The organism is Xenorhabdus littoralis, assembly GCF_033949345.1.
GTDB lineage: Bacteria > Pseudomonadota > Gammaproteobacteria > Enterobacterales > Enterobacteriaceae > Xenorhabdus > Xenorhabdus littoralis.
In genome coordinates this window covers 1-20254 of sequence record NZ_VCDP01000040.1, presented here as the reverse complement: position 1 = coordinate 20254, position 20254 = coordinate 1, and the positions used below count along the sequence as shown (strand labels likewise).

Here is a 20254-nt window from a genome sequence, read left to right as displayed (position 1 = left end):
AATGGTCTCCAGAAAGATTAATACATCGGGTTAAGCTGTAAAGGTTTTTCCTGTAACAGCTTTATTTGTTCGGAAAAAATATTTATTTGCGTATGCCAGAAATCACTGTCGGCCATCCACGGAAATGCTTTGGGAAAAGCCGGATCTTGCCAACGACGAGCAACCCAAGCCAAATAATAGACCATTCTCATCGCACGCAGCGGCTCTATCAGAGCCAGTGTCTTCGGATCAAAATCCGTAAACTGACTATATGACTCAAGCAAGATATCCAACTGAATCAGTCGTTCCTGCCGTGCCCCATTGAGCAGCATCCACAAATCCTGAACCGCAGGGCCATTACGGGCATCATCAAGATCAACAAACCATGCCTCATCACGCCACAAAATATTGCCGGCATGACAATCACCATGCAACCGCAATGCTGACCAGTCATTATGCCATTGACCTGCGACGGCTTTGTTCAACTCATCCAGCGCAGCAAGAAAACCTTTCTTATATTTAGCAGATATAAGTTCACATTCAGCCAAATATTGATACGGTTGATACAAATATTCATCAAGATTGAGGGTAGGACGTGCAGAAAAGGTTTTTTGGCGACCAATTTGATGCATTTTTCCCAGTAATCGGCCAACATCTTCCAACTGGTCAAAATTGTCCAATTCGTACTGACGTCCCCCCACACTGGGGAAAATGGCAAAACAGAAACCACCATACTCCAACACCGTCTGCCCATCAAACATCAGCGGAGCGGCAACCGACAAATCAGCCTGCTGCAAGTCATGCGCGAAATCATGTTCCTCTTGGATCTGCTGCCTGCTCCAACGCATGGGACGATAAAACTTCACGACATAGCGTTTACGGTTTTCATCCATGAACTGATAAACGCGATTTTCATAACTATTCAGTTCAGTCAGACCAGAATCAATGTACAAGCCAGACTGCACTATGGCATCCATAATCAAATCCGGCGTAATATTCTGAAAATTAAAAGCCTTTGGTTCCATCACTACACGATTCTCTCTTTATCAGTCTTTAATAATGCCTCGGGCACGCAACAAAGCGGTCTTAAAATCTTCTTCATAATCTTTTTTCAGGCCGGGAATTTCTGCATGGCTATCCGTACCGCGCATTTTCAGGTGATAAATCAGAACATCATCCGTTAACTCAGCCAACGGTCCTTTGAAACCCGCTTCATCAGCTTGTTTTTGCAAGAGTTCCACCAGATTTAAATCCGGCTCATTCTCCCATACCGGATGTAAAAGTTCGATCACTTCGTTGAGGCGCTGACACTTCATTTTTAATTCCTAATTTAACTATATAAATTAACAAGGTTAACGGTTTTGAGAAAGAATTGGTCTGTCAATCGACGTAAAGGTTATACTTCCCCCTCAAAGCAGCATCGTTAGATATTGATTTACAATGGTTATATATACTTAAAAAAATTTCATTGCCCAATATCAGGTAATTTAACATGACGCAGACAAAAATCAGTGGCGCAATTCTGGCTGGGGGACTATCCACCCGAATGGGGGGAAATGACAAAGGATTGTTACAATTCGATGGCTCACCATTGTACCAACATATCGCCGCAAAATTGCAGCCACAGGTTCATGAGCTATTAATTAATGCCAATCGTAATCTGGGGACTTATCAACAAAGTGGTTATCCCATCATACCGGATATCGTTACCGATTTTTCCGGGCCGCTGGCGGGTATGCTGTCGGTTTTGAAAAACGCCATCAATGAATGGGTGGTGTTTGTTCCCTGTGACGTACCTGATTTCCCCGAAGACCTCGTCGCAAAACTGTGGCATTACAAACAACACGCTTGGGCTGCTTATGCCCATGACTGCAAACGCGCCCACCCGACCTTAGCTCTGATGCACCGCAGCCTGATCCCCCGATTGGAAAGCTACCTTGCACTGGGGGATAGAAAACTCATGTTTTTTATGCAGATGATTAAGGCAAAAGCCGTCTATTTTCCTGATCCCAATGCATTCACTAACTTAAATACACTTGAAGAATGCCATAACTGGGAATTCCACCATTGGGATAAGTTCCAGGAATCAGCATGAGTCATAGTATCAACGGGACAATACCGTCTAATACCATATCGTCTAATACAATACTGCCCATGCTGGGTATCACCGCTTATAGTGGGACAGGCAAAACGACGCTATTAAAACAGCTCATCCCATTATTGCGCCGACAACATATCCGCGTTGGGCTTATTAAACATACCCATCACAATATGGATGTGGATAAACCGGGCAAAGACAGTTATGAACTGCGCAAAGCAGGAGCAGCCCAAACATTGGTCGCCAGTCAGCAACGCTGGGCACTGATGACAGAAACACCGGATCTGCCCGAGCTGGATCTGCAATACCTCGCCAGCCAGTTCGACGCGAATTTACTGGATCTGATACTGATTGAAGGATTCAAGCAAGAGCCTATCCCGAAAATAGTACTTTACCGGGATGGTCTGAACCATACCGTTAATGAGCTACTTGATCCCTATGTCATTGCAATTGCCAGTAATATTCTCCTGACTACATCACTTCCACAGCTTGATATCAATCAACCGGAGCAGGTATCAACGTTTATTATTGAATGGCTATATTCACAAAAAATACGAGGGTATTGATTATGATGAATACAGTAAAAACAGGAAAAATAAAATCCGGCAATATCACAGTATGGGATGTTGAAAATATAGAAAAAATTTTATCCGATATCAGTCGTTTCAATTTAAATACCGTCAATGTACCTATCCAAATAGATATTCCGGATGTTACCTCCTCTATTATGGCCGTTAATCAATCTCAGAAGAAAAAAGCCATTACTCTAATTGAGGAGTTATTGCGCCATAATATCCAAATTATTGTTGAACCTTTCCCATTCATTCAACAAGGCGGAATCGGTGAAACAGAATGGAATCCGAGTAACATCAATGATTTCTTCTGGCATTGGAAAACCATCGTTTTACAGGACATTCTGACGTCAATCACCAATCAATATACTATTTACGGACTGAAAATCGCCTCCAACTTTGTCAATATGGAATATGCGGAAGGCTATTGGAATGATGTCATCGATTTTGTCCGCCGACAATACCAAGGCAATGTGCTATACCAGATGAATTGGTGGGTAACCGCGATTTGGGACTCTATCTACGAAAAAAGATTTATCGAGAAAATTAACCGCCCTTATTTAAAAAGAGTCGATATTGTCAGCATTGATAGTTGGTTCGAGGTTTCAGATAAGAATATTCCTTCTTATACAGAAACAAAACAAAGTTTATTCTCAACAACAGTTTATAACCGCGAACAAAATATCATTCAACAACTCGAACAATTACATCAGGCGACAGGAAAACCGGTCTATTTTGGTGGTTTTAATATTCCGGCCCGTGAATTAGGTCTGAAATACCCTTGGAACCCAGATGTTTCAGCCGTGTTCTCAACAGACGTTCAAATTAACGGATGGCGGGCTTATAGAGAAGTATTGGAAATAAAATCCTATTTTAAAGGATTTTCAATCTGGTTTATTGGCTCTCATGATACGAATCATGCTTATCAGATCCACTCTGAAGCAGCCGAGAAAATCATCTCTGGATGGTATGAAAAATAAAATAACGATAAAAGAGAAACTCAACAATGAAAGATCCTATTCGCGATGCCTCGCTGTCTGCGGTGAAAATAGCAAGTGAAATCGCGTACGACTACGTCAGTGAAGTACGAAACCAACGGGTATTTCCCGACGCCGATGCGTTATCAGGTTTACAAAATTTCGATAAGCCTTTGCCCCAACAAGGAACCAACTGCCAACAAGTACTTGAACAGCTCCATGCATACGGCTCTCCCGCAACCGTGGCGACAACAGGAGGCCGATATTTCGGCTTGGTTGTCGGTGGCTCAACACCTGCCGCTATGGGAGCTAACATCATAAGCAGCGCCTGGGATCAAATAGCATTAATGGAATCATCCTCTCCCGTTGCTAATGAATTAGAAAAGATCGCAGGGCGCTGGGTTTTAGAGCTATTGAATTTATCATCCGAGGCATTTGTCAGCTTTGTGACGGGTACAACAATGGCGCATGTCAGCGCCTTGTCCACCGCACGAAATTACCTGTACCAGAAACAAGGTTATGACATGGCAGAACAGGGATTACACCGTGCGCCAGAATTAAAAGTTGTATTATCCGAAGAAGCACATATCTCTGTTTTAAAAGCATTGCGATTGCTGGGTTTTGGTCGTTCACAATTCATTTTTGTGCCTTGCGATCGTCAAGGACGAATTATCGAGAGTGCCGTTCCAGAATTTTCAGACAACATGATTCTGGTGTTACAGGCCGGTAATGTTAATTCCGGCAGTTCAGATAACTTTAATGCCCTGATCCCAAAAGCCAAAAAAGCGGGCTGCTGGGTACATATTGATGGCGCTTTTGGCCTTTGGGCGCGGGCATCAAGAGAAAAATCCGCATTAGTCGAGGGAGTTGAAGCTGCCGATTCTTGGGCTGTGGATGCCCATAAATGGCTCAATACTCCCTACGATTGCGGCATGTGTATCGTGCGCCATAAGCAGGCACTCAGAGAGGTAATGACCACTTCTGCGGCATATGTAGCAACGCAAGATATGTGGCAGGCAAAAGATATGTTGCCGGAATTCTCCCGCAGAGCCAGAGCTGTCGAAGTATGGGCGGCAATCGCAGAACTCGGCTCTCAGGGAATCGAAGATCTGGTCGAACGCTGCTGCCTGTATACACAAATGCTGGCTGAGGAATTGGAATCACTCGGTTTCAACATCCTCAATGACATTGTTCTGAATCAGGTAGTCGCGTGTTTACCCGATGTCACCCTACAACGTGCGATGCTACAAAAGATACAGCAATCCGGTGAATGCTGGTTTGGTCAAACAACATGGCAAGGACAGGAAGCCATCCGGCTCAGCGTCAGCTCTTGGGCTACTACAGAAGAGGATATTCAGCGCACCTTGCAGGCGATTGCAGTTGCTATTGACGAGTTGAAACAACAGGCCATTTAAATTCGATAAAAAATTAAACGCCCTGATGGGTAACATCAAGGGCGTTATTTCAGTTTTCAAGTCTCAAGTTTCAAGTTTCAGGCAACTGCCCTTTATTGCCCTTCCGGCATCAAACCAACAAACGTCGTTTTCTTACGTGACTCACTCATCAACGCTTCCAGCTTTTCAACACAGCGCAGGTAATGAGGTGTTTTCTTGTGTGCCGCAACGGCCGCTTCATCGGTATAGGCTTCATAAATATAGAAACGAGTCGGGATATTTTCGTCACGCAGCACATCAAAACGTAAATTACCCGGTTCTTTAACCGAACCGAGATGATTATCCCTGAATACCTCAATAAACTCGTCGATTTTGTCGGCTTTAACATTAACCTCAACTAATGTGACGTGCATATTATTCCCCCTTGGCCTTTTCACTCAGAAACAGTTCATAGGCCTGAGCGGGTTTCTCGTTGTGATGCACTACCGCTTGCACCGCTTTCAGCATTGCAACAGGCGCTTCGGACTGGAAAATATTTCGTCCCATATCCACACCGGATGCGCCCTGATCAATTGCCTGATAGCACATCTCAAGTGCATCCAGCTCCGGCAGTTTCTTACCACCCGCAATCACAATCGGAACCGGGCAACCCGCCGCGATCCGTTCAAAACCAGTATCGACATAATAGGTTTTGATAATATTCGCGCCCATTTCCGCCGCAATGCGGGTTGCCAGCGAGAAGTAACGTTGGTCACGCGCCATATCTTTACCGACACCCGTTACTGCCATCGTTGGCATGCCATAACGAGCCCCCTGATCCACCAGCTTGATAATATTCTTGATGGATTGGTGTTCGTGCTCCGAACCGATATAAACCTGTGCAGCCACGGCGCAGACATTGAGTCGAAGCGCATCTTCCATTGCGACCGCGACAGCTTCATTGGAAAGCTCTGTCAGAATAGAGTTAGCGCCGGACGCACGCAGCACTACGGGTTTATTGGTTGCAGGCGGAACCTGACTACGCAGAATGCCACGAGTACACATCAGCACATCGGTATGTTCAAACAATGGGGCGATATTAATATCGATACGCTCCAAGCCCGTCGTTGGTCCCTGAAAATAACCGTGGTCAAACGCCAGCATAACCGTTCTATTGGTGGCCGGATTAAAAATCCGGGACAAGCGGGATTGCATACCCCAATCCAGTGCCCCGCAGCCTTTCAGTTCAAACAGCGTATTCTTTTGCGGTGTATCAATTCCAAAATCTTTACCGTCTTTGATATCATCTAAATCTGCCATTTCTCCCTCCAAAAAGGTATCAGCGACAAGCTATATGTCAGTTCTATGAATCAGAAATCGTCTTGGTTAGAAATCATATTGATTGATATTGTCTTTGGTGAAAATCACCCGCTCCGGCATGACGACGATGCCATTACCTTTCGCTTCATAACGATACCCTTGTACACTGTTAGGTGAAATTTCAACATTGCCAATATCAGGAATATTTAATTTATCTCCCACATTCAGATCGCCTTTTTGCAGCATCTCATTGGCAATATGAATGGCTATCCTGCCCTGCTTAACCACATCCCACAGAGCGAACTGTTTGACCGTGCCATTTTCAACATAAGGGCGCATCACATTCGGAGTACTGAATCCGACAATCGCGACATCCTGACGTTTCAGATTTTCTGCTGCCTGAGCCGCTGCTGGCAGAGCATTAGCATCCGGTGCAATAATCGCATCCAAATCTCCCCACGCTTTCAAAATACCTTCCGCAGTCTGCAAAGATTTTGTAGCATCGTTATATCCAAGCCGTGTAGTAACAATTTCCCAGTTAGGATGTTCCTCTGTAATTTTGATCTTAGCTTCTCGCACCCACTGGTTTTGATCAGTCACCATTGGACTGGAATAAAAAAATGCCACTTTCGCGTTTTCTTTTTTTATCTGATTAGCGGCCATATCCACCAGAAGCCCCCCCAACTGTTTTGGCGTTCCCTGATTAATATAGATAGAACGGCATTCTGGTGATGTATCTGAATCCCACGTCAATACCTTGACACCCCGCTGCATGGCGCGTTTCAAGGCGGGACACAAACCATTTATTGACACTGCCGATACCACAATCGCGTTATAGCCTTGATTAACAAATTTATTGATAAGCTGAACCTGCTCCAGCATGCTTGACTCTGTTGGGCCACCGTAAGTAACTTCAACACCTAGTCTCTTACCGGCTTCTACCGCACCTTGACCAGCGCTGGTAAAAAATCCCACACCGACCAATTTAGGAATAAATGCAATCTTCTCTGCCGCCTGTGCCCAAGAAATACATACCAAACTTAATGCAACAGCCACAACTAGCTTTTTCATTGTTGCTCCTTTCATGCCTATCTCCGTCTATTCTTGTTTCAATACCATTTATGTTTCAGGATAACCTTTTACGTTTCAGAAATATGTTATTGTGAAACAAAAACCTGTCGGCATTATTACCAATTACAAATTTAATGACGATACAGAGAAATAGAATTCCCTATCAAAGAAACTGTTGACTCATCTAAAATCAAAATATAGGAATTACACCTAGCGTGCTCTCAACTAATAGCTAATCTGCCAAATTCAAACTATCTGTTGGTACTCTCAACCCAATTTGGCACTCAAATTGGGTTGATGATTTCTACATTCGACAATTCAATGCCAGCAATGATTTTCATCAGCATTGAGAATTTTAATCTAGTAATACATGCAATTGTCCCAACATCAATGTGAAACCGATTTGTTTCAACACTATCAAACAGAGAGTTGCTTAATGATCCATGGCTGGCAAAAGTGGCATGCATTCATGGTGCAGGGAAAGAGAATTATCTGTATGAATAGTGGTATTGCTCTGTGACATCACATTCCTCATAGCATGAAGAGTTTACGTTTCTAACACCGATATCAAATATGAATATTTATTTATTTTAAATACATTTATTCACCAATGTCATTCAAAAAGCAAGGTTATCTCAATGCTCAGATCACGTTTTGTGAGAAAATTTTTAATAAAATTTAAATATGTTCAAAAACTTCTTGGGAGTCCTATAGTACATTAGTGATTCTCATACTTATTCTTTCCTTGTAGATAAAAGAAATTATTATGTCGATCAAATCAATGAAGAAACTATCAGCAAGATGCGTATTACCCGAGGAAATTGACTATTTAGGAAACAATATGGATGAAGAAGAACTCATGGCCCGTATCGCCTGGTTTTACTATCACGATGGCCTGACACAAGGGGACATCGGGGAATTACTTGGCATCAGTCGCCTCAAAGTCTCCCGTTTGCTGGAGAAAGGACGGCAGTCTGGCATGATCCGCGTTCAGATTAATTCACGCTATGAAGGATGTCTGGCGCTGGAAAATGCCTTGCAAAAACGTTTTAGCCTCAAACAAGTTCGCGTATTGCCCACTCTTGACTGCATAACTACAAATGCTCGTCTCGGTGTCGGTGCAGCTGATCTATTAATGATGCTAGTTGACTTTCGCCAGTTGTTGGCGATTGGATTTGGCGAAGCCCCCATGTGCACGTTGCAGCATCTGAGTGGTTTTATCTCATCTCAGCAAATTAGGTTGGTGACACTGTCCGGCGGAGTTGGCTCTTACATGACTGGCATAGGTCAGCTCAATGCTGATTGTCCTGTCAGCATCATTCCTGCACCTCTGCGAGCCTCTACCCGTCAAGTCGCGGCAACGTTTCGCGAGGAACACAGTGTACGGGATATGATTCTGACTGCCTGTGCCGCTGATATTGCTGTCGTCGGAATTGGTGCGATCAACCAGAAGCATCAAGCAACTATCATGCGTTCCGGCTATATCAGCGATGGGGAACAATTGATGTTTGGCCGCAAAGGCGCGGTCGGGGATATTCTTGGTTACTTCTTCAATGAGGAAGGTAGACTGGTCAGCGATATGGAGATCCATCAGGAACTGATCGGTATCTCTTTGCCGGAACTGAAAACCATCCCGAACGTGATTGGTGTGGCAGGAGGCATCGAGAAAGCGGAGGCTATCGTTGCTGCACTGAGAGGAGGTTATATCAACTCACTAGTGACAGAAGAACAGACCGCAAAAGCTATGCTGACTTGATCGACTAATAATATCTATCCATTCCCTGCGCCATATCGAATAAGAATATAACGACAGACGAGGATAGCATCATGAATCAACTCGCTTATGTTCAACCATCAGGGAAGTATCTGATGGCGCTTGATGCAGGAACTGGCAGTATCCGTGCAGTTATATTTGATCTCGAAGGGAATCAAGTCGCCGTCGGACAGGCTGAGTGGATACATCAGCCTGTACCGAATGTTGCTGGTTCTATGGAGTTTGACCTGAAAAACAACTGGCAGCTGGCCTGTCAATGCATCAGGCAGGCACTGCAAAAATCAGGACTGCCCGCCAACGCGATTCAGAGTGTTGCCGCCTGCTCAATGCGAGAGGGAATCGTTCTTTATAACCGTAATGGCAATCCCATCTGGGCCTGTGCTAACGTGGATGCTCGTTCCAGCCATGAAGTCAATGAGCTAAAAGAGCTATATAACAATACGTTTGAGTATGACGTCTACCACTACTCCGGCCAAACTCTGGCACTGGGTGCCATGCCTCGCTTACTTTGGCTGGCACATCACCGCCCTGACATCTATCAGCAGGCCAGCACACTGACGATGATCAGCGACTGGCTGGCTTATATGCTGAGTGACGAGCTGGCTGTTGATCCTTCCAACGCCGGAACCACGGGAATGCTGGATTTAGTCAGTCGTGATTGGCGTCCAAACCTGCTGGAAATGGCCGGATTGCGTTCCGATATCCTCTCCCCCGTAAAAGAAACAGGCACTTTACTCGGTTATATCACGGAAAAAGCAGCAGCAGAGTGTGGCCTGACCAGCGGTACACCAGTAATTATGGGCGGTGGTGACGTGCAACTTGGTTGTCTCGGCATTGGTGTCGTCAAACCTGCCCAAACTGCGGTACTTGGCGGCACATTCTGGCAACAAGTCGTCAACCTGCCTGAGCCGATCACCGATCCGAACATGAATATCCGCATTAACCCACATGTCATCCCCGGCATGGCACAGGCAGAATCCATCAGCTTCTTTACTGGCCTTACCATGCGCTGGTTCCGCGATGCTTTCTGTGCGGAAGAAAAACTGCTGGCAGAACGGCTGGGTGTTGATACCTATAGTCTGTTGGAAGATATGGCGGCACGGGTTCCTGCTGGTTCTTATGGTGTGATGCCGATTTTCTCGGATGTGATGCGCTTTAAATCGTGGTATCACGCCGCGCCATCTTTCCTCAATCTCTCGATAGATCCGGAAAAATGCAACAAGGCAACGTTATTCCGGGCGCTGGAAGAGAACGCAGCTATCGTCTCGGCGAGTAACCTCGATATGGTTTCGGCATTCTCAGGCGTTCAGGCCGACTCTCTAGTATTTGCGGGGGGTGGCGCGAAAGGAAAACTTTGGTGTCAGATTTTGTCTGATGTTACCGGATTGCCGGTACGAGTTCCGGTAGTTAAAGAAGCGACAGCGTTAGGCTGTGCGATTGCGGCGGGTGTAGGCGTTGGGTTATATGACTCCATGCCCGCAACAGGAGAAAGATTGGTGCGTTGGGAACGGGAATATCAGCCTAATTTAAGCCACCGTGAAATTTACCAGAAAGCGAAAAAAGATTGGCAAGCCGTGTATGCAGGCCAACTACATTTGGTAGATGATGGATTAACGACGTCGTTGTGGAAAGCACCGGGGTTGTGATCCCTCATTGACGAGATAAAACAGAGCAAGTGTGGCGGCTTGCTCAACTATACTAAAGGCTTTATTCTTACAAAAACAATTGGATAGGAATTCGCCATGTTTACCACTTTAGACCTAACAAATTTTGGTGCTTTCAAGCAGGCCGAATTTAAATTTGCTTCTGGAATAAACGTCTTTATTGGTGAAAACGGCACCGGTAAAACACACCTGATGAAACTCCTGTACTGTGTACAGCAGCAAGGTCACAGTTCCGATACTTTAAAAAAGAAACTAGCCAATGTCTTTCGCCCAAGTGGCGGTAATGTTTCAAGATTAGTAACACGTAAAAAAGGTTCAACCAGCGCATCAGTCACTATTGATGGCTCATATGATGGCTCATCTCATAAGTCTTTAACGATTAAATTTGATAATACCCGCCACAATCACTTCAATATAGAAGGTGGGCTTGATTTATCTGACGCCCCGGTCTTTATTCCCGTGAAAGAAGTGTTGTCGTTTGCACCGGGATTTATTTCGTTATATGACAAATATGAACTGGCATTCGAAGAAATCTATTACGACATTGTAAAACAAGCCTACTTGCCTGCCCGCAAAGGCATGCCACTCAAAGATGAACAGCCTTTGCTTGAATTGATCCGAAAAACAGTGGGGGGACGCGTTAGTCTTAATGGTGACGAATTTCAACTGACTTCAGGTAACTCTAAATTAGAAATGTCTCTTGTCGCCGAAGGGCATCGCAAATTAGCTTTAATTTGGCAGCTCATCCACAATGGTTCCCTGTTCAGTAATAACACCCTATTTTGGGATGAACCAGAAGCTAACCTTAATCCCTCTTTGATGCAGAATGTGGCCAGAATACTCGTAATGCTTGCCGAACGTGGTGTACAAGTATTTGTTGCTACGCATAATTATGCTTTTTTGAAAGAACTCGAATTTGCTAGGCAGCACAATGAATCCATACGTTATTTTGCATTGGAAAAAACCAAACATGATGGCGTCATAAGCCATACGTTTCAACATTATAAAGACGTAGCACCCAATAAGATTGCTGATGAATATTTACGTCTGTATGACCTTGAGATTCAACATTCATTAGGAAATGCAAAATGACAATACAAATGTATCCTGAATGGATTGAAGGTGATCTCTATTTTGATTTTTCTAAAGCACAGTCTGTAAAGAAGCTGGATGCCAAAGGCACGGATGGTCATGGCCTAAGCCACTTACTTAAATCCGTCGATTTTGTCGTCGAGTGGTCAAACCAACTTTGGTTGATAGAAATAAAAGATCCTGAAAAGTGAATCTTACTCCAAAGTCTATTTAAACAACATCAACTGTTTCAAAGACTCACAGAATAATATTAATTCTGCTCAGCCACCAAAATCGCCCGAGTATCTGGCTCCAGTGCTTTGAAGACATGCTCCAGATCCGCCGGATAACAGATATAATCACCTTCACCTAACTCTACCGGCGCTTCCGTTAACCCTACCAATGCACGTCCATGTGTGATGATAATGTGTTCCACTGAACCCGGTGGATGCGGTTGAGAAATCCGATCGGCTCCCGGCTGTGTCATCAACAAATAGATATCACGACGGGCACCCGGCGGGCAGGTTGCCAACAAAATCGCCTGATAATCCGCCTGCTCCGCGACCACTTTAGTCCCTTCACCCCGCCTGATCACCTGCGTCATGCCATTACCTCAATCGTTCATTAAAAAGAACGTAACGTTCAATTTGGATAACATTAACTTGGATGACATTGTATGTTCATTCATTATTTCTCCTGTCTGACAGGCGATATTAAAAAAGCGATATTTCTGGTCTGTCTGGCTGCAGGAATCGTCGGTATTTCCTACGGTTCACTGGCTATGGCATATGGTTTTCCTTTATGGGTTCCACTTGCGTTATCCACGTTAGTGCTGGCTGGCGCATCAGAATTTATGTTTATTGCCTGGAGAAAAGTACCGCTGATTGTTGTGATTCTGGTTGCGGCAAGCGTGACAGCATTGCTGCGTTATGCAGGTATAAGGCTAAAAAACACTGCCGCATATAGCGGCAGGTGATAAATACAGCATTCTTATCTAAGCAATTAATCAACGACAGCGTTCATAACAATCTCAGGTACCGTTGGGCGCCCATTAACTAAACACGTCGCCACAAATGTTGCATCGGCATATACGATGCCATCAACCAAAATTTGTTGCTCAAAATTGATCCGATTACGTTTTTCGTTCTTGGTAACCTTACAAGTGGCTTCCATTTTATTGCCTTTTTTCAGGCTCTTTCTAAAGCGCAGGTTATATTCAAGAATCATGTGCATACGCCCAAGCCTGAATTCTTCTTCCAAGTCCAAACCTAACGCTTCTTTCATGAAGGCATGTCGCGCCCATTCCAAATAAAATGGGTAATAGAGGCCATCCACAACACCTTGAAAATCGAGATGCTGCTCATCAACAAAATACTCTTTGGAAAACATCATAGATCCTTAAAATAGTTCAACAAGGCAAATCTCATAGGAAGAATGAGACTCTCAAAGTCCTTTTTCGAAGTCTCTTCCCCCGTACATATATTTATCGCCATACTCTTATCGTCGGTTAGGCCATAAATCAAACTGATACCGTGGAATATATTATGCTTCCTTCTTTCTTTATCGATGAAATTATTGACATCGTTTTTTAACACATCATCCCATATAACCGTACTGACATCCCCACCCTTTATTTTTGTTAGTTCCAGACCAATTTTTATTAATAGGCTATCTTTATACTTCCCATCATAATAAAATTTTTGGTCCCAACTAGCATAGCCATTACTCTGATGAGCAGATACATTATTATTTTCAACTAATAAGGTAGATACATAGGTAATACGCTCAAAATTATTCAGGAACCTAATGACTTCATTACTATAACGATGAAATTCTATTTTTATTTTTTTTGAATCCACTTCACCCTCCTACATTCTGCAACATTAGACTTGGTTAAGATGAATATCAGGGGATCCAACACCGGAGAAGTTAAATTTCTATACCCCATGGGTTAACAGACATATATTAAACACAATAAAATAACTCACTCTACATATGCAAAAAGGCCAGAATAATCTGGCCTTTTATTTTCAAGAATAAGCAATTGTATTTTCTACGCTAACTTCGCATAGTCACAAACTCTTCCGCCGCTGTCGGGTGGATAGCAACCGTATTGTCAAAATCCTTTTTCGTCGCCCCCATTTTCAGCGCAACCGCAAAACCTTGCAGGATCTCATCCATACCAAAACCGATACCGTGAATGCCAACGATTTTTTCGTTTGCTCCCGCGCAAACCAGTTTCATGCGGCATGGCTGACGGTGCTGCGTCACAGCAGTGTACATCGCGGTAAAGGATGATGTATAAACCTTAACCTGATCGTCGCCATACTGCGCCTTTGCCTCTGGCTCCGTCAAACCGACTACACCAATTGGCGGATGGCTGAATACTACCGTTGGCACATTGGTGTAATCTAAATGCTCTTCAGGTTTGTTATTAAACAGACGCTCTGACAAACGGCGTCCCGCCGCAATCGCGACAGGCGTTAACTCCACCGCGCCCGTGTTATCACCAACCGCATAAAGACCATTAACATTGGTATTCTGATATTTGTCGACTTGGATATAACCTTTCTCATCCAGCTCAACACCAGTTGAGGCCAGATTCAGATTATCCGTCATCGGTTCACGCCCGATTGCCCAAATCAACGAATCAACCGTTTGTTCCCGGCCATCCTGCAATTGAACCGTCAGACTGCCATCACTATTTTTAATCACGGACTTTAAGATTGCTTCCGTATGCAGTGTTGGCCCTTCGTTTTTAATCACTTCCAGCAACGTATCCACGATCAATGGATCAAAAGAACGCAACGGTGCATGTTTACGGACAAACAAGTGAGTCTCACTGCCCAGCGCATTCAGAACACCTGCGATTTCCACTGCAATATAGCCAGCTCCCACCACAGCAACACGCTTCGGCATTTCATCCAGTTCAAAGAAGCCATCTGAATCAATACCATATTCTGCACCGGGGATCTCAGGACGCATCGGACAACCGCCCGTCGCAATCAGAATATGGTCAGCCGTGATTTTTTCGCCATTCACCTCAATGGTATGAGCATCAACAAAGCGAGCAAATCCCTGAATGACATCGACCTTATTATTGCCTAATACACGCTCATACGATTGATGAATGCGATCAATATAGGCCGTGCGACTGGCAACCAGTTTCTTCCAGTCAAAACGATTGACCGTCGTATCAAAACCATAGTCGGGACCATATTGATGAATAGACTCCGCAATCTGGGCAGCATGCCACATCACTTTCTTCGGTACACAGCCCACATTGACACAAGTTCCGCCCAATGCTTTTGCTTCAATCAGGGCGCATTTTTGCCCATACATGGCGGCACGGTTAATGGAAGCAATGCCACCACTGCCGCCACCAATTGCAATATAATCGTAATGTTTACTCATCATAAGTTACTTCCGTCTAATCAATTAACTTACTGGATAAAGTTCAACCTGACGCTTATTATTACAAAAAGTTATCACCTGCTGTGGACGATTCTGGCTCTTATTGCCATAGACCACAGCTATTAAGTGATTTCGCTAAGCTGAACTCTTACCTTATTCAGGTACGATCCACTCCACTAAGGTATGTCCCGTACCTTCAGGAATCAGTACCTGATTGAGCCATGGCAAGACAGCTTTCATCTGCTGTTCCAATTTCCACGGCGGATTAATGACAATCATGCCTGAAGCCGTCATACCACGCTGATCACTGTCAGGGCGCACGCCAAGCTCAATCTGCAAAATCTTGCGGATACCTGTCGCTTGCAGATCTTTCACCATCCGTTTAATCTGCTGGCGCAGCACAACGGGATACCACAGCGCATAAGTGCCGGTTGCAAAACGCTTATATCCTTCCTGAATACCTTGAACGACATTCTGATAATCCGACTTCAACTCATAAGGCGGATCGATTAGCACAAACCCACGGCGGCTTATTGGCGGCAATTTTGATTTCAATTGCTGATAGCCATCTTCACGCAGGAGACGTGTACGTTCGTCCCGTGAAAACTCCGTGCGTAACAGAGGAAAATCACTGGAATGCAGTTCACTCAGATTCAGCTCATCATATTCCCGCAATAAATGACGGGCGATCAGCGGAGAGCCCGGATAATAGCGCAGAGAACCCTTTTGATTCAGCGCCTTCACAACACTCATGTACGCAGCCAATTCCTCGGGGATATCATCACGCTGCCAGATACGGGCAATACCGTTCAGATACTCTCCCGTACGCTCCGCATGTTCGCCGCTCAATTGATAACGACCAGCACCCGCGTGAGTATCCAGATACAGGAAAGGTTTTTCTTTGGTTTTAAGTGATTCAATGATCAGGCTTTGCACCGTGTGCTTCAACACATCAGCGTGATTGCCGGCATGGAAGCTGTGACGATAACTTAACATTAATTTATTTCCTATTGATTTTTAATAAGTTTTAGTTTCATACAAGGCGAATAAATCAATTTATTACCCCACATATTACCCCACAAGTCATTGCACGAGCACTAAAACACAATAAAGCATAGTAACAAAGTACATGCCGTCATAGCATCTTAAAAAGAGTAAATGTAGGCTAAAGAGGTGAAGTGTGGGGAAACAGATTACCCCACAGGGAGAAAATGAGGCCAGAGTGCTAATCAATGGGTTTAATGCGTGACCAAATTCTGTTTTTAAGTCCATTTAATTGTCATACTTGAATAAGTACCACTACTTATTTTAATATTCTAAATTAAAAATAAATTTCGATTTAATCTGATAAATTTGGGATAGCTATGCGATTTACTCATGACAAAAAAATCAGGAAGTCAATAATTAAACTATTTACACTTACAGAACAAGTTACCTTACTCAAAAGTTTTGCATTAGTAAAAAATGAAACATCAGATGATTTTACCAGTTGGATAAAATGGCTGGCCTATGAAAATATGGAATCTGTAAAACGAGCCACTCTATTTTTTATTATAATCGCCATTGCATTATATATAATGACCTCCAAAACCAATTGGTTAAATTACCTTTTCCCTATCTATTTATCCGTTTCCTTTTTGAGAATATTAGAACAAGCTAAAAACATCGGTTACAGTTATTCCATAGGTATAAAACTGTTTTTATTCGCTCTCACTAACAGAATATTTTTCAAGCCTCGATCAGAACACAACTCTAGTGAACCGATAAACAAAAAAAGAAAAAAAATCTATATAGAGAAAAATACTAAATTAAGAAAATTAATTATAAAAACGTTCACATTTAAAGAACAATTGGCTTTAATTAGAAATTTCTCTTTTGAAAGAGAAACAACTGATGGAAATTTTCTTGCCTGGATAATAATAGATTCCGATGCTTCTTTTTCATCATCAAGAATGATGCTAATTTGTATTTTTATTCTTTTTATAGTAACCATAATACAACAACCTGACGCAATATATTATATATCTATTATTTTTCTTATAGTTATGCTACCTATTAGCATATTAACTCCTATAATTTTAAATCACTGCATCACAGGTTATAAATTCATTACCTGCATAAAATTATCTTATTTTCAAATAAAAGTGAAACTTTCTAAATTATAGTTCATTCTTATTATTAATTATGTTAGGTTAATCAGATAAATCACCTGATTAACTTATCTTGTGGCCAAAATACTATTCTCGTCTAATTGTAAATGAATGAACAATAATATACACAAGGCGGAGTTACCTAAGATACCATAATACATGCTGCTGCTTTTCTCCCCGACCAATACAGAACACAAAAAATCAAGAAATGAATATAAAGATACTTAGCCATGAGTATCAAATTATAATTACAAGTATCATTTTATCTCATGGCTGATTTCACTGAAATAGAACTATTCAATGGAAACTTTACGTACTGTCCGTTCAATAGGCTGACCATCGCCATCAAAATATCGACTAGGCCAAATCTCCGAAGGATGGATTCCGAGGTAATCAGCAATAATCCATTCCCCTTTAGGCCATGGCCGACTGAGAGTATTTGCCAATGTTGATGAACTGAGTCCTGATTCACGGGAAACAGCCGCTAAGGTTGTACCACGTTTACGTAATGCAGCAATAATATCAGCTTGATGCCAGTCATTTTTAACGTTATTCATTCTTGCTACCCCTTCCATTAATTGAAAAAATTGATGGTGGCGATTCAAGCAAGGTTTGCAGACCGGTCACGAATTCCGGCGAGGCATTAACCTCCCCTGCCTGAATCACCATTGAAAGGGTGATAGCGGGCACTGGTAGAAACTTCCTACCAGTGATTCGTGATACAAGGCTGCAAAACCTTGACCATCGGATTTTGCCGATGGCGGGGCTACTTTAATGAATTGGTTTATCAAATTTAATAAGTGAACCAGTAAAACAGCTTAACTTTTTACGTTATATCCCATTGAATATGTTAAGGCGCTCTTGCTGCTCTTCACTTAAGCTAAACGCAAACTCTTCATGCTCTATCTGCCATGTGCCAAAACTCATCAGGAACGCAATCGCAGGGTCGATTTTATTCGCGGATTTCTTCTTGTTCGGTTTGATATTGGCGTTCGCGTCGGTTTCCATCACGACATTGGACATTGCCCACGCGAGCACTGGATCGCTGTTGTGGCGAATAACTTTGCGGTTAACGAATACCTCAGCCGATTTCACCACCGGACTAAAGCGCTGATAGGTTTGTGGGAACGGCTCAACATCCAATCCGACGCCCTGCAATTGAGTGCGTAAATGCGTAGCGTTCCACGTATCAAAACCCACCAGCTTGATATCAAATTGCTGGCTGTCATTGAGAATATCATCACGGATACGGTCATAATCAATGCAATCGCCTGCGGTGGTGCGTATCCAGCCTGCTTGCACCCATTGACGATAAACCGCCCGATTCTTATTGGCGGGGTTTTGTAACTGGGCTTCAGGCAGACACTCATTCAGCAAATAATCGACCGGATGGTCACTCAACCATTCGCGGGATTCTTTGCCGTTCTGGTGCTGAACCCGATAGAGATAGCAGGGCATGGAGGCCACCGCTTCACTAATCACCGTCACGGCATTCATCACAGCGGGTAAACCTTCTGCCGTAGATGGAGAAACATGCTCGCCTGATTTGGTATTAGCCATGCCTGCCAGAGAAAAAAATTCATCCAGCGTCATGCTACGGGTTTCAGAAGATTTGCGTGTAAAAGGCCACATCATTACACCTCGGACAGTTGTAGCCAGTAATGACGCAAATCGGCATCACGGGGCTTAGCGGCATTCAGTGAACGCTTGGCAATCTCTACCCCACTTTCAGGATAGGCGGGTAAGCTGGTGATCGTGATTTCCCGTAGCTCGGCTTCTAACACGGTTCTGATATAGGGTGTTTGACTGGTATCCCACTGATCTTTAATGGCACGAAAACCAAAGGACATGCCTTGTATATCCCCGCGTTCAACCAGTGTTAATACATCGTGCCCCAATTGCGTATCTGGCGGGGTTAGCTCGAAGCGCAATCCGGTGGCATCTTCGAAAAGCTGCAACGTGCCGGACGTGGTACGGCCTAACAAATTCATCGGGTCGTGCTCGTACAACGCCCTGATATCAGCTCCCGCAGCTAAACTGGCGCTAAACGCATTTGGGACGAACTGTTCGATAAACTCATCCCACAGCACGTGTGATCGGCTGTTCCACTTAATTACATAACCTGTCAGCGTCTTATTGCTGGCAGACAGTGAAGCTGTGCGGATTTCAAAATCATACTTCATTGATGGACTCCAAAACTTGGAAAGGGGTGCTATCCCCCTTCTTCTTAGTTGCCGGATACTTTCACTTCCAGTACCTTAATTGCGTTGGAATCCACCAGCCCGCCACCCAGATACTTATCTGTATATACCTTATAAAATCCCGGCTCGGTGATATTGTCAGGGCGGGTACGAATGCCCGTTTCATGGTCAACAATGAAATAGCCACGTTTGAAGTCACCCAGACCGATCACACCTTCCGGCATAAATTCGAGGTAATGGACAGGCAAACCCAGCAGCATATCCGGATCACCCGCCTGCAAACGTTCACGCCAGATATAATCACCATTGCCGTTTTTCAGTTTCTGCACCTGCGCGGCTGTGCTGGAGTTCATCACCCAGACTGCATTTTTACGGTATTTGTTTTTGAGTAAGAATTTCAGGTCAATCAGGCTATCGGCGGAAAGCGCGGTAACTTCCAGCTTTTGCAATGTACCAAACGCGCGAGTTTTGTCAGTTTGGGTATCACGGGGATAAGACAGAAAACCTTTCGCTTTTTTGCTGCCGTCACCGCTCACAAGATCCGTTTCTTCGGTATCAACGAATATGTCAGCAATTTCAGACGTCAGCCA

General features: G+C 43.8%; 21 protein-coding genes and 4 pseudogenes. 10 read left to right on the top strand and 15 right to left on the bottom strand.

Going from position 1 to position 20254, the window contains the following annotated elements; all coding sequences use genetic code 11:
* Positions 1–17: 17 nt before the first annotated feature.
* On the bottom strand, positions 18–1004 hold the full coding sequence (locus FE394_RS11655; protein WP_319926585.1) for a serine/threonine protein kinase: 987 nt from the start codon (positions 1002–1004) through the stop codon (positions 18–20).
* Between the two features lie 21 nt (positions 1005–1025).
* Complete coding sequence (locus tag FE394_RS11650; protein WP_319926554.1) at positions 1026–1295, bottom strand: YihD family protein; 270 nt, start codon at positions 1293–1295, stop codon at positions 1026–1028.
* 176 nt (positions 1296–1471) lie between these two features.
* On the opposite strand from FE394_RS11650, the gene mobA reads away from it, so the two are divergent.
* From mobA to FE394_RS11630, 4 genes are read left to right on the top strand one after another with little or no spacing between them, the layout of a single operon-like run.
* Positions 1472–2074, top strand: a complete 603-nt coding sequence (mobA, locus tag FE394_RS11645) for a molybdenum cofactor guanylyltransferase MobA (RefSeq protein WP_319926553.1) — start codon at positions 1472–1474, stop codon at positions 2072–2074.
* Positions 2071–2643 (top strand): molybdopterin-guanine dinucleotide biosynthesis protein MobB, encoded by a 573-nt coding sequence (mobB, locus tag FE394_RS11640; protein WP_319926552.1) that lies wholly within the window; start codon positions 2071–2073, stop codon positions 2641–2643. Before mobA ends, mobB begins: the two co-directional genes overlap by 4 nt.
* 2 nt (positions 2644–2645) lie before the next feature.
* Positions 2646–3629 (top strand): glycoside hydrolase family 113, encoded by a 984-nt coding sequence (locus FE394_RS11635; protein WP_319926551.1) that lies wholly within the window; start codon positions 2646–2648, stop codon positions 3627–3629.
* Between the two features lie 26 nt (positions 3630–3655).
* Positions 3656–5041: a pyridoxal phosphate-dependent decarboxylase family protein gene (locus FE394_RS11630; protein WP_319926550.1), complete on the top strand. Its 1386-nt coding sequence runs from the start codon at positions 3656–3658 to the stop codon at positions 5039–5041.
* 92 nt (positions 5042–5133) lie between these two features.
* Here FE394_RS11630 and lsrG read toward each other — a convergent pair whose 3' ends face one another.
* The 3 genes from lsrG to lsrB form a co-directional block, all read right to left on the bottom strand.
* Positions 5134–5433 carry a (4S)-4-hydroxy-5-phosphonooxypentane-2,3-dione isomerase gene (lsrG, locus tag FE394_RS11625; protein WP_319926549.1) on the bottom strand — a complete coding sequence of 100 codons (300 nt, stop codon included), beginning with the start codon at positions 5431–5433 and terminating at the stop codon, positions 5134–5136.
* A gap of 1 nt (position 5434) precedes the next feature.
* The gene (gene lsrF / locus FE394_RS11620) at positions 5435–6319 is read right to left on the bottom strand and encodes a 3-hydroxy-5-phosphonooxypentane-2,4-dione thiolase (RefSeq protein ID WP_319926548.1); all 885 of its coding nucleotides are present in this window, start codon (positions 6317–6319) and stop codon (positions 5435–5437) included.
* A gap of 66 nt (positions 6320–6385) precedes the next feature.
* A complete protein-coding gene (gene lsrB, locus FE394_RS11615; RefSeq protein ID WP_319926547.1) occupies positions 6386–7405 on the bottom strand; it encodes an autoinducer 2 ABC transporter substrate-binding protein LsrB in 1020 nt (339 codons plus the stop codon).
* A gap of 751 nt (positions 7406–8156) precedes the next feature.
* Here lsrB and lsrR point away from each other — a divergent pair.
* The 4 genes from lsrR to FE394_RS11595 all read left to right on the top strand — a co-directional run bounded on the left by lsrR (position 8157) and on the right by FE394_RS11595 (position 12111).
* A complete protein-coding gene (lsrR, locus tag FE394_RS11610) occupies positions 8157–9146 on the top strand; it encodes a transcriptional regulator LsrR (RefSeq protein ID WP_419836333.1) in 990 nt (329 codons plus the stop codon).
* 71 nt (positions 9147–9217) lie between these two features.
* Positions 9218–10810, top strand: coding sequence for an autoinducer-2 kinase (lsrK, locus tag FE394_RS11605; RefSeq protein ID WP_319926546.1), 1593 nt, complete (start codon positions 9218–9220; stop codon positions 10808–10810).
* Between the two features lie 96 nt (positions 10811–10906).
* Entirely contained in the window at positions 10907–11920 is a 1014-nt protein-coding gene (locus FE394_RS11600; RefSeq protein WP_319926545.1) for an AAA family ATPase, read from the top strand.
* The gene (locus FE394_RS11595; RefSeq protein ID WP_319926544.1) at positions 11917–12111 is read left to right on the top strand and encodes a hypothetical protein; all 195 of its coding nucleotides are present in this window, start codon (positions 11917–11919) and stop codon (positions 12109–12111) included. Before FE394_RS11600 ends, FE394_RS11595 begins: the two co-directional genes overlap by 4 nt.
* Before the next feature lie 59 nt (positions 12112–12170).
* Here FE394_RS11595 and FE394_RS11590 read toward each other — a convergent pair.
* A pseudogene (locus tag FE394_RS11590) lies at positions 12171–12500 on the bottom strand (cupin domain-containing protein); the annotation flags it as partial.
* A 75-nt stretch (positions 12501–12575) separates the two neighbouring features.
* Here FE394_RS11590 and FE394_RS19925 point away from each other — a divergent pair.
* Positions 12576–12761: pseudogene (locus tag FE394_RS19925) on the top strand (AzlC family ABC transporter permease); the annotation flags it as partial.
* Positions 12762–12901: 140 nt separating this feature from the next.
* On the opposite strand, the gene FE394_RS11580 reads toward FE394_RS19925, so the two are convergent.
* From FE394_RS11580 to FE394_RS11565, 4 genes are all read right to left on the bottom strand, one after another.
* The gene (locus FE394_RS11580; RefSeq protein ID WP_319926583.1) at positions 12902–13288 is read right to left on the bottom strand and encodes an acyl-CoA thioesterase; all 387 of its coding nucleotides are present in this window, start codon (positions 13286–13288) and stop codon (positions 12902–12904) included.
* Positions 13288–13758 (bottom strand): hypothetical protein, encoded by a 471-nt coding sequence (locus FE394_RS11575; RefSeq protein WP_319926542.1) that lies wholly within the window; start codon positions 13756–13758, stop codon positions 13288–13290. The genes FE394_RS11580 and FE394_RS11575 overlap by 1 nt, the downstream gene beginning before the upstream one ends.
* Before the next feature lie 199 nt (positions 13759–13957).
* Entirely contained in the window at positions 13958–15313 is a 1356-nt protein-coding gene (gorA, locus tag FE394_RS11570; protein WP_319926582.1) for a glutathione-disulfide reductase, read from the bottom strand.
* A gap of 153 nt (positions 15314–15466) precedes the next feature.
* A complete protein-coding gene (locus FE394_RS11565) occupies positions 15467–16309 on the bottom strand; it encodes a 23S rRNA (adenine(2030)-N(6))-methyltransferase RlmJ (RefSeq protein WP_319926541.1) in 843 nt (280 codons plus the stop codon).
* Between the two features lie 368 nt (positions 16310–16677).
* Between FE394_RS11565 and FE394_RS11560 the strand changes: the two genes are divergently transcribed.
* On the top strand, positions 16678–17478 hold the full coding sequence (locus FE394_RS11560) for a hypothetical protein (RefSeq protein ID WP_319926540.1): 801 nt from the start codon (positions 16678–16680) through the stop codon (positions 17476–17478).
* Positions 17479–17756: 278 nt separating this feature from the next.
* Here FE394_RS11560 and FE394_RS11555 read toward each other — a convergent pair whose 3' ends face one another.
* From FE394_RS11555 to FE394_RS11535, 5 genes and pseudogenes are all read right to left on the bottom strand, one after another.
* A complete protein-coding gene (locus FE394_RS11555; RefSeq protein WP_319926539.1) occupies positions 17757–18020 on the bottom strand; it encodes a helix-turn-helix domain-containing protein in 264 nt (87 codons plus the stop codon).
* 274 nt (positions 18021–18294) lie between these two features.
* Positions 18295–18831 (bottom strand): annotated as a pseudogene (locus tag FE394_RS11550) (terminase TerL endonuclease subunit); the annotation flags it as partial.
* Positions 18829–19095, bottom strand: a pseudogene (locus FE394_RS11545) (phage portal protein); the annotation flags it as partial. The pseudogenes FE394_RS11550 and FE394_RS11545, both read right to left, overlap by 3 nt.
* 2 nt (positions 19096–19097) lie before the next feature.
* On the bottom strand, positions 19098–19646 hold the full coding sequence (locus FE394_RS11540; protein WP_319926538.1) for an HK97 family phage prohead protease: 549 nt from the start codon (positions 19644–19646) through the stop codon (positions 19098–19100).
* A 44-nt stretch (positions 19647–19690) separates the two neighbouring features.
* Positions 19691–20254, bottom strand: a 564-nt coding sequence (locus tag FE394_RS11535; RefSeq protein ID WP_319926537.1) for a phage major capsid protein, incomplete at its 5' end; no start/stop codon positions are given.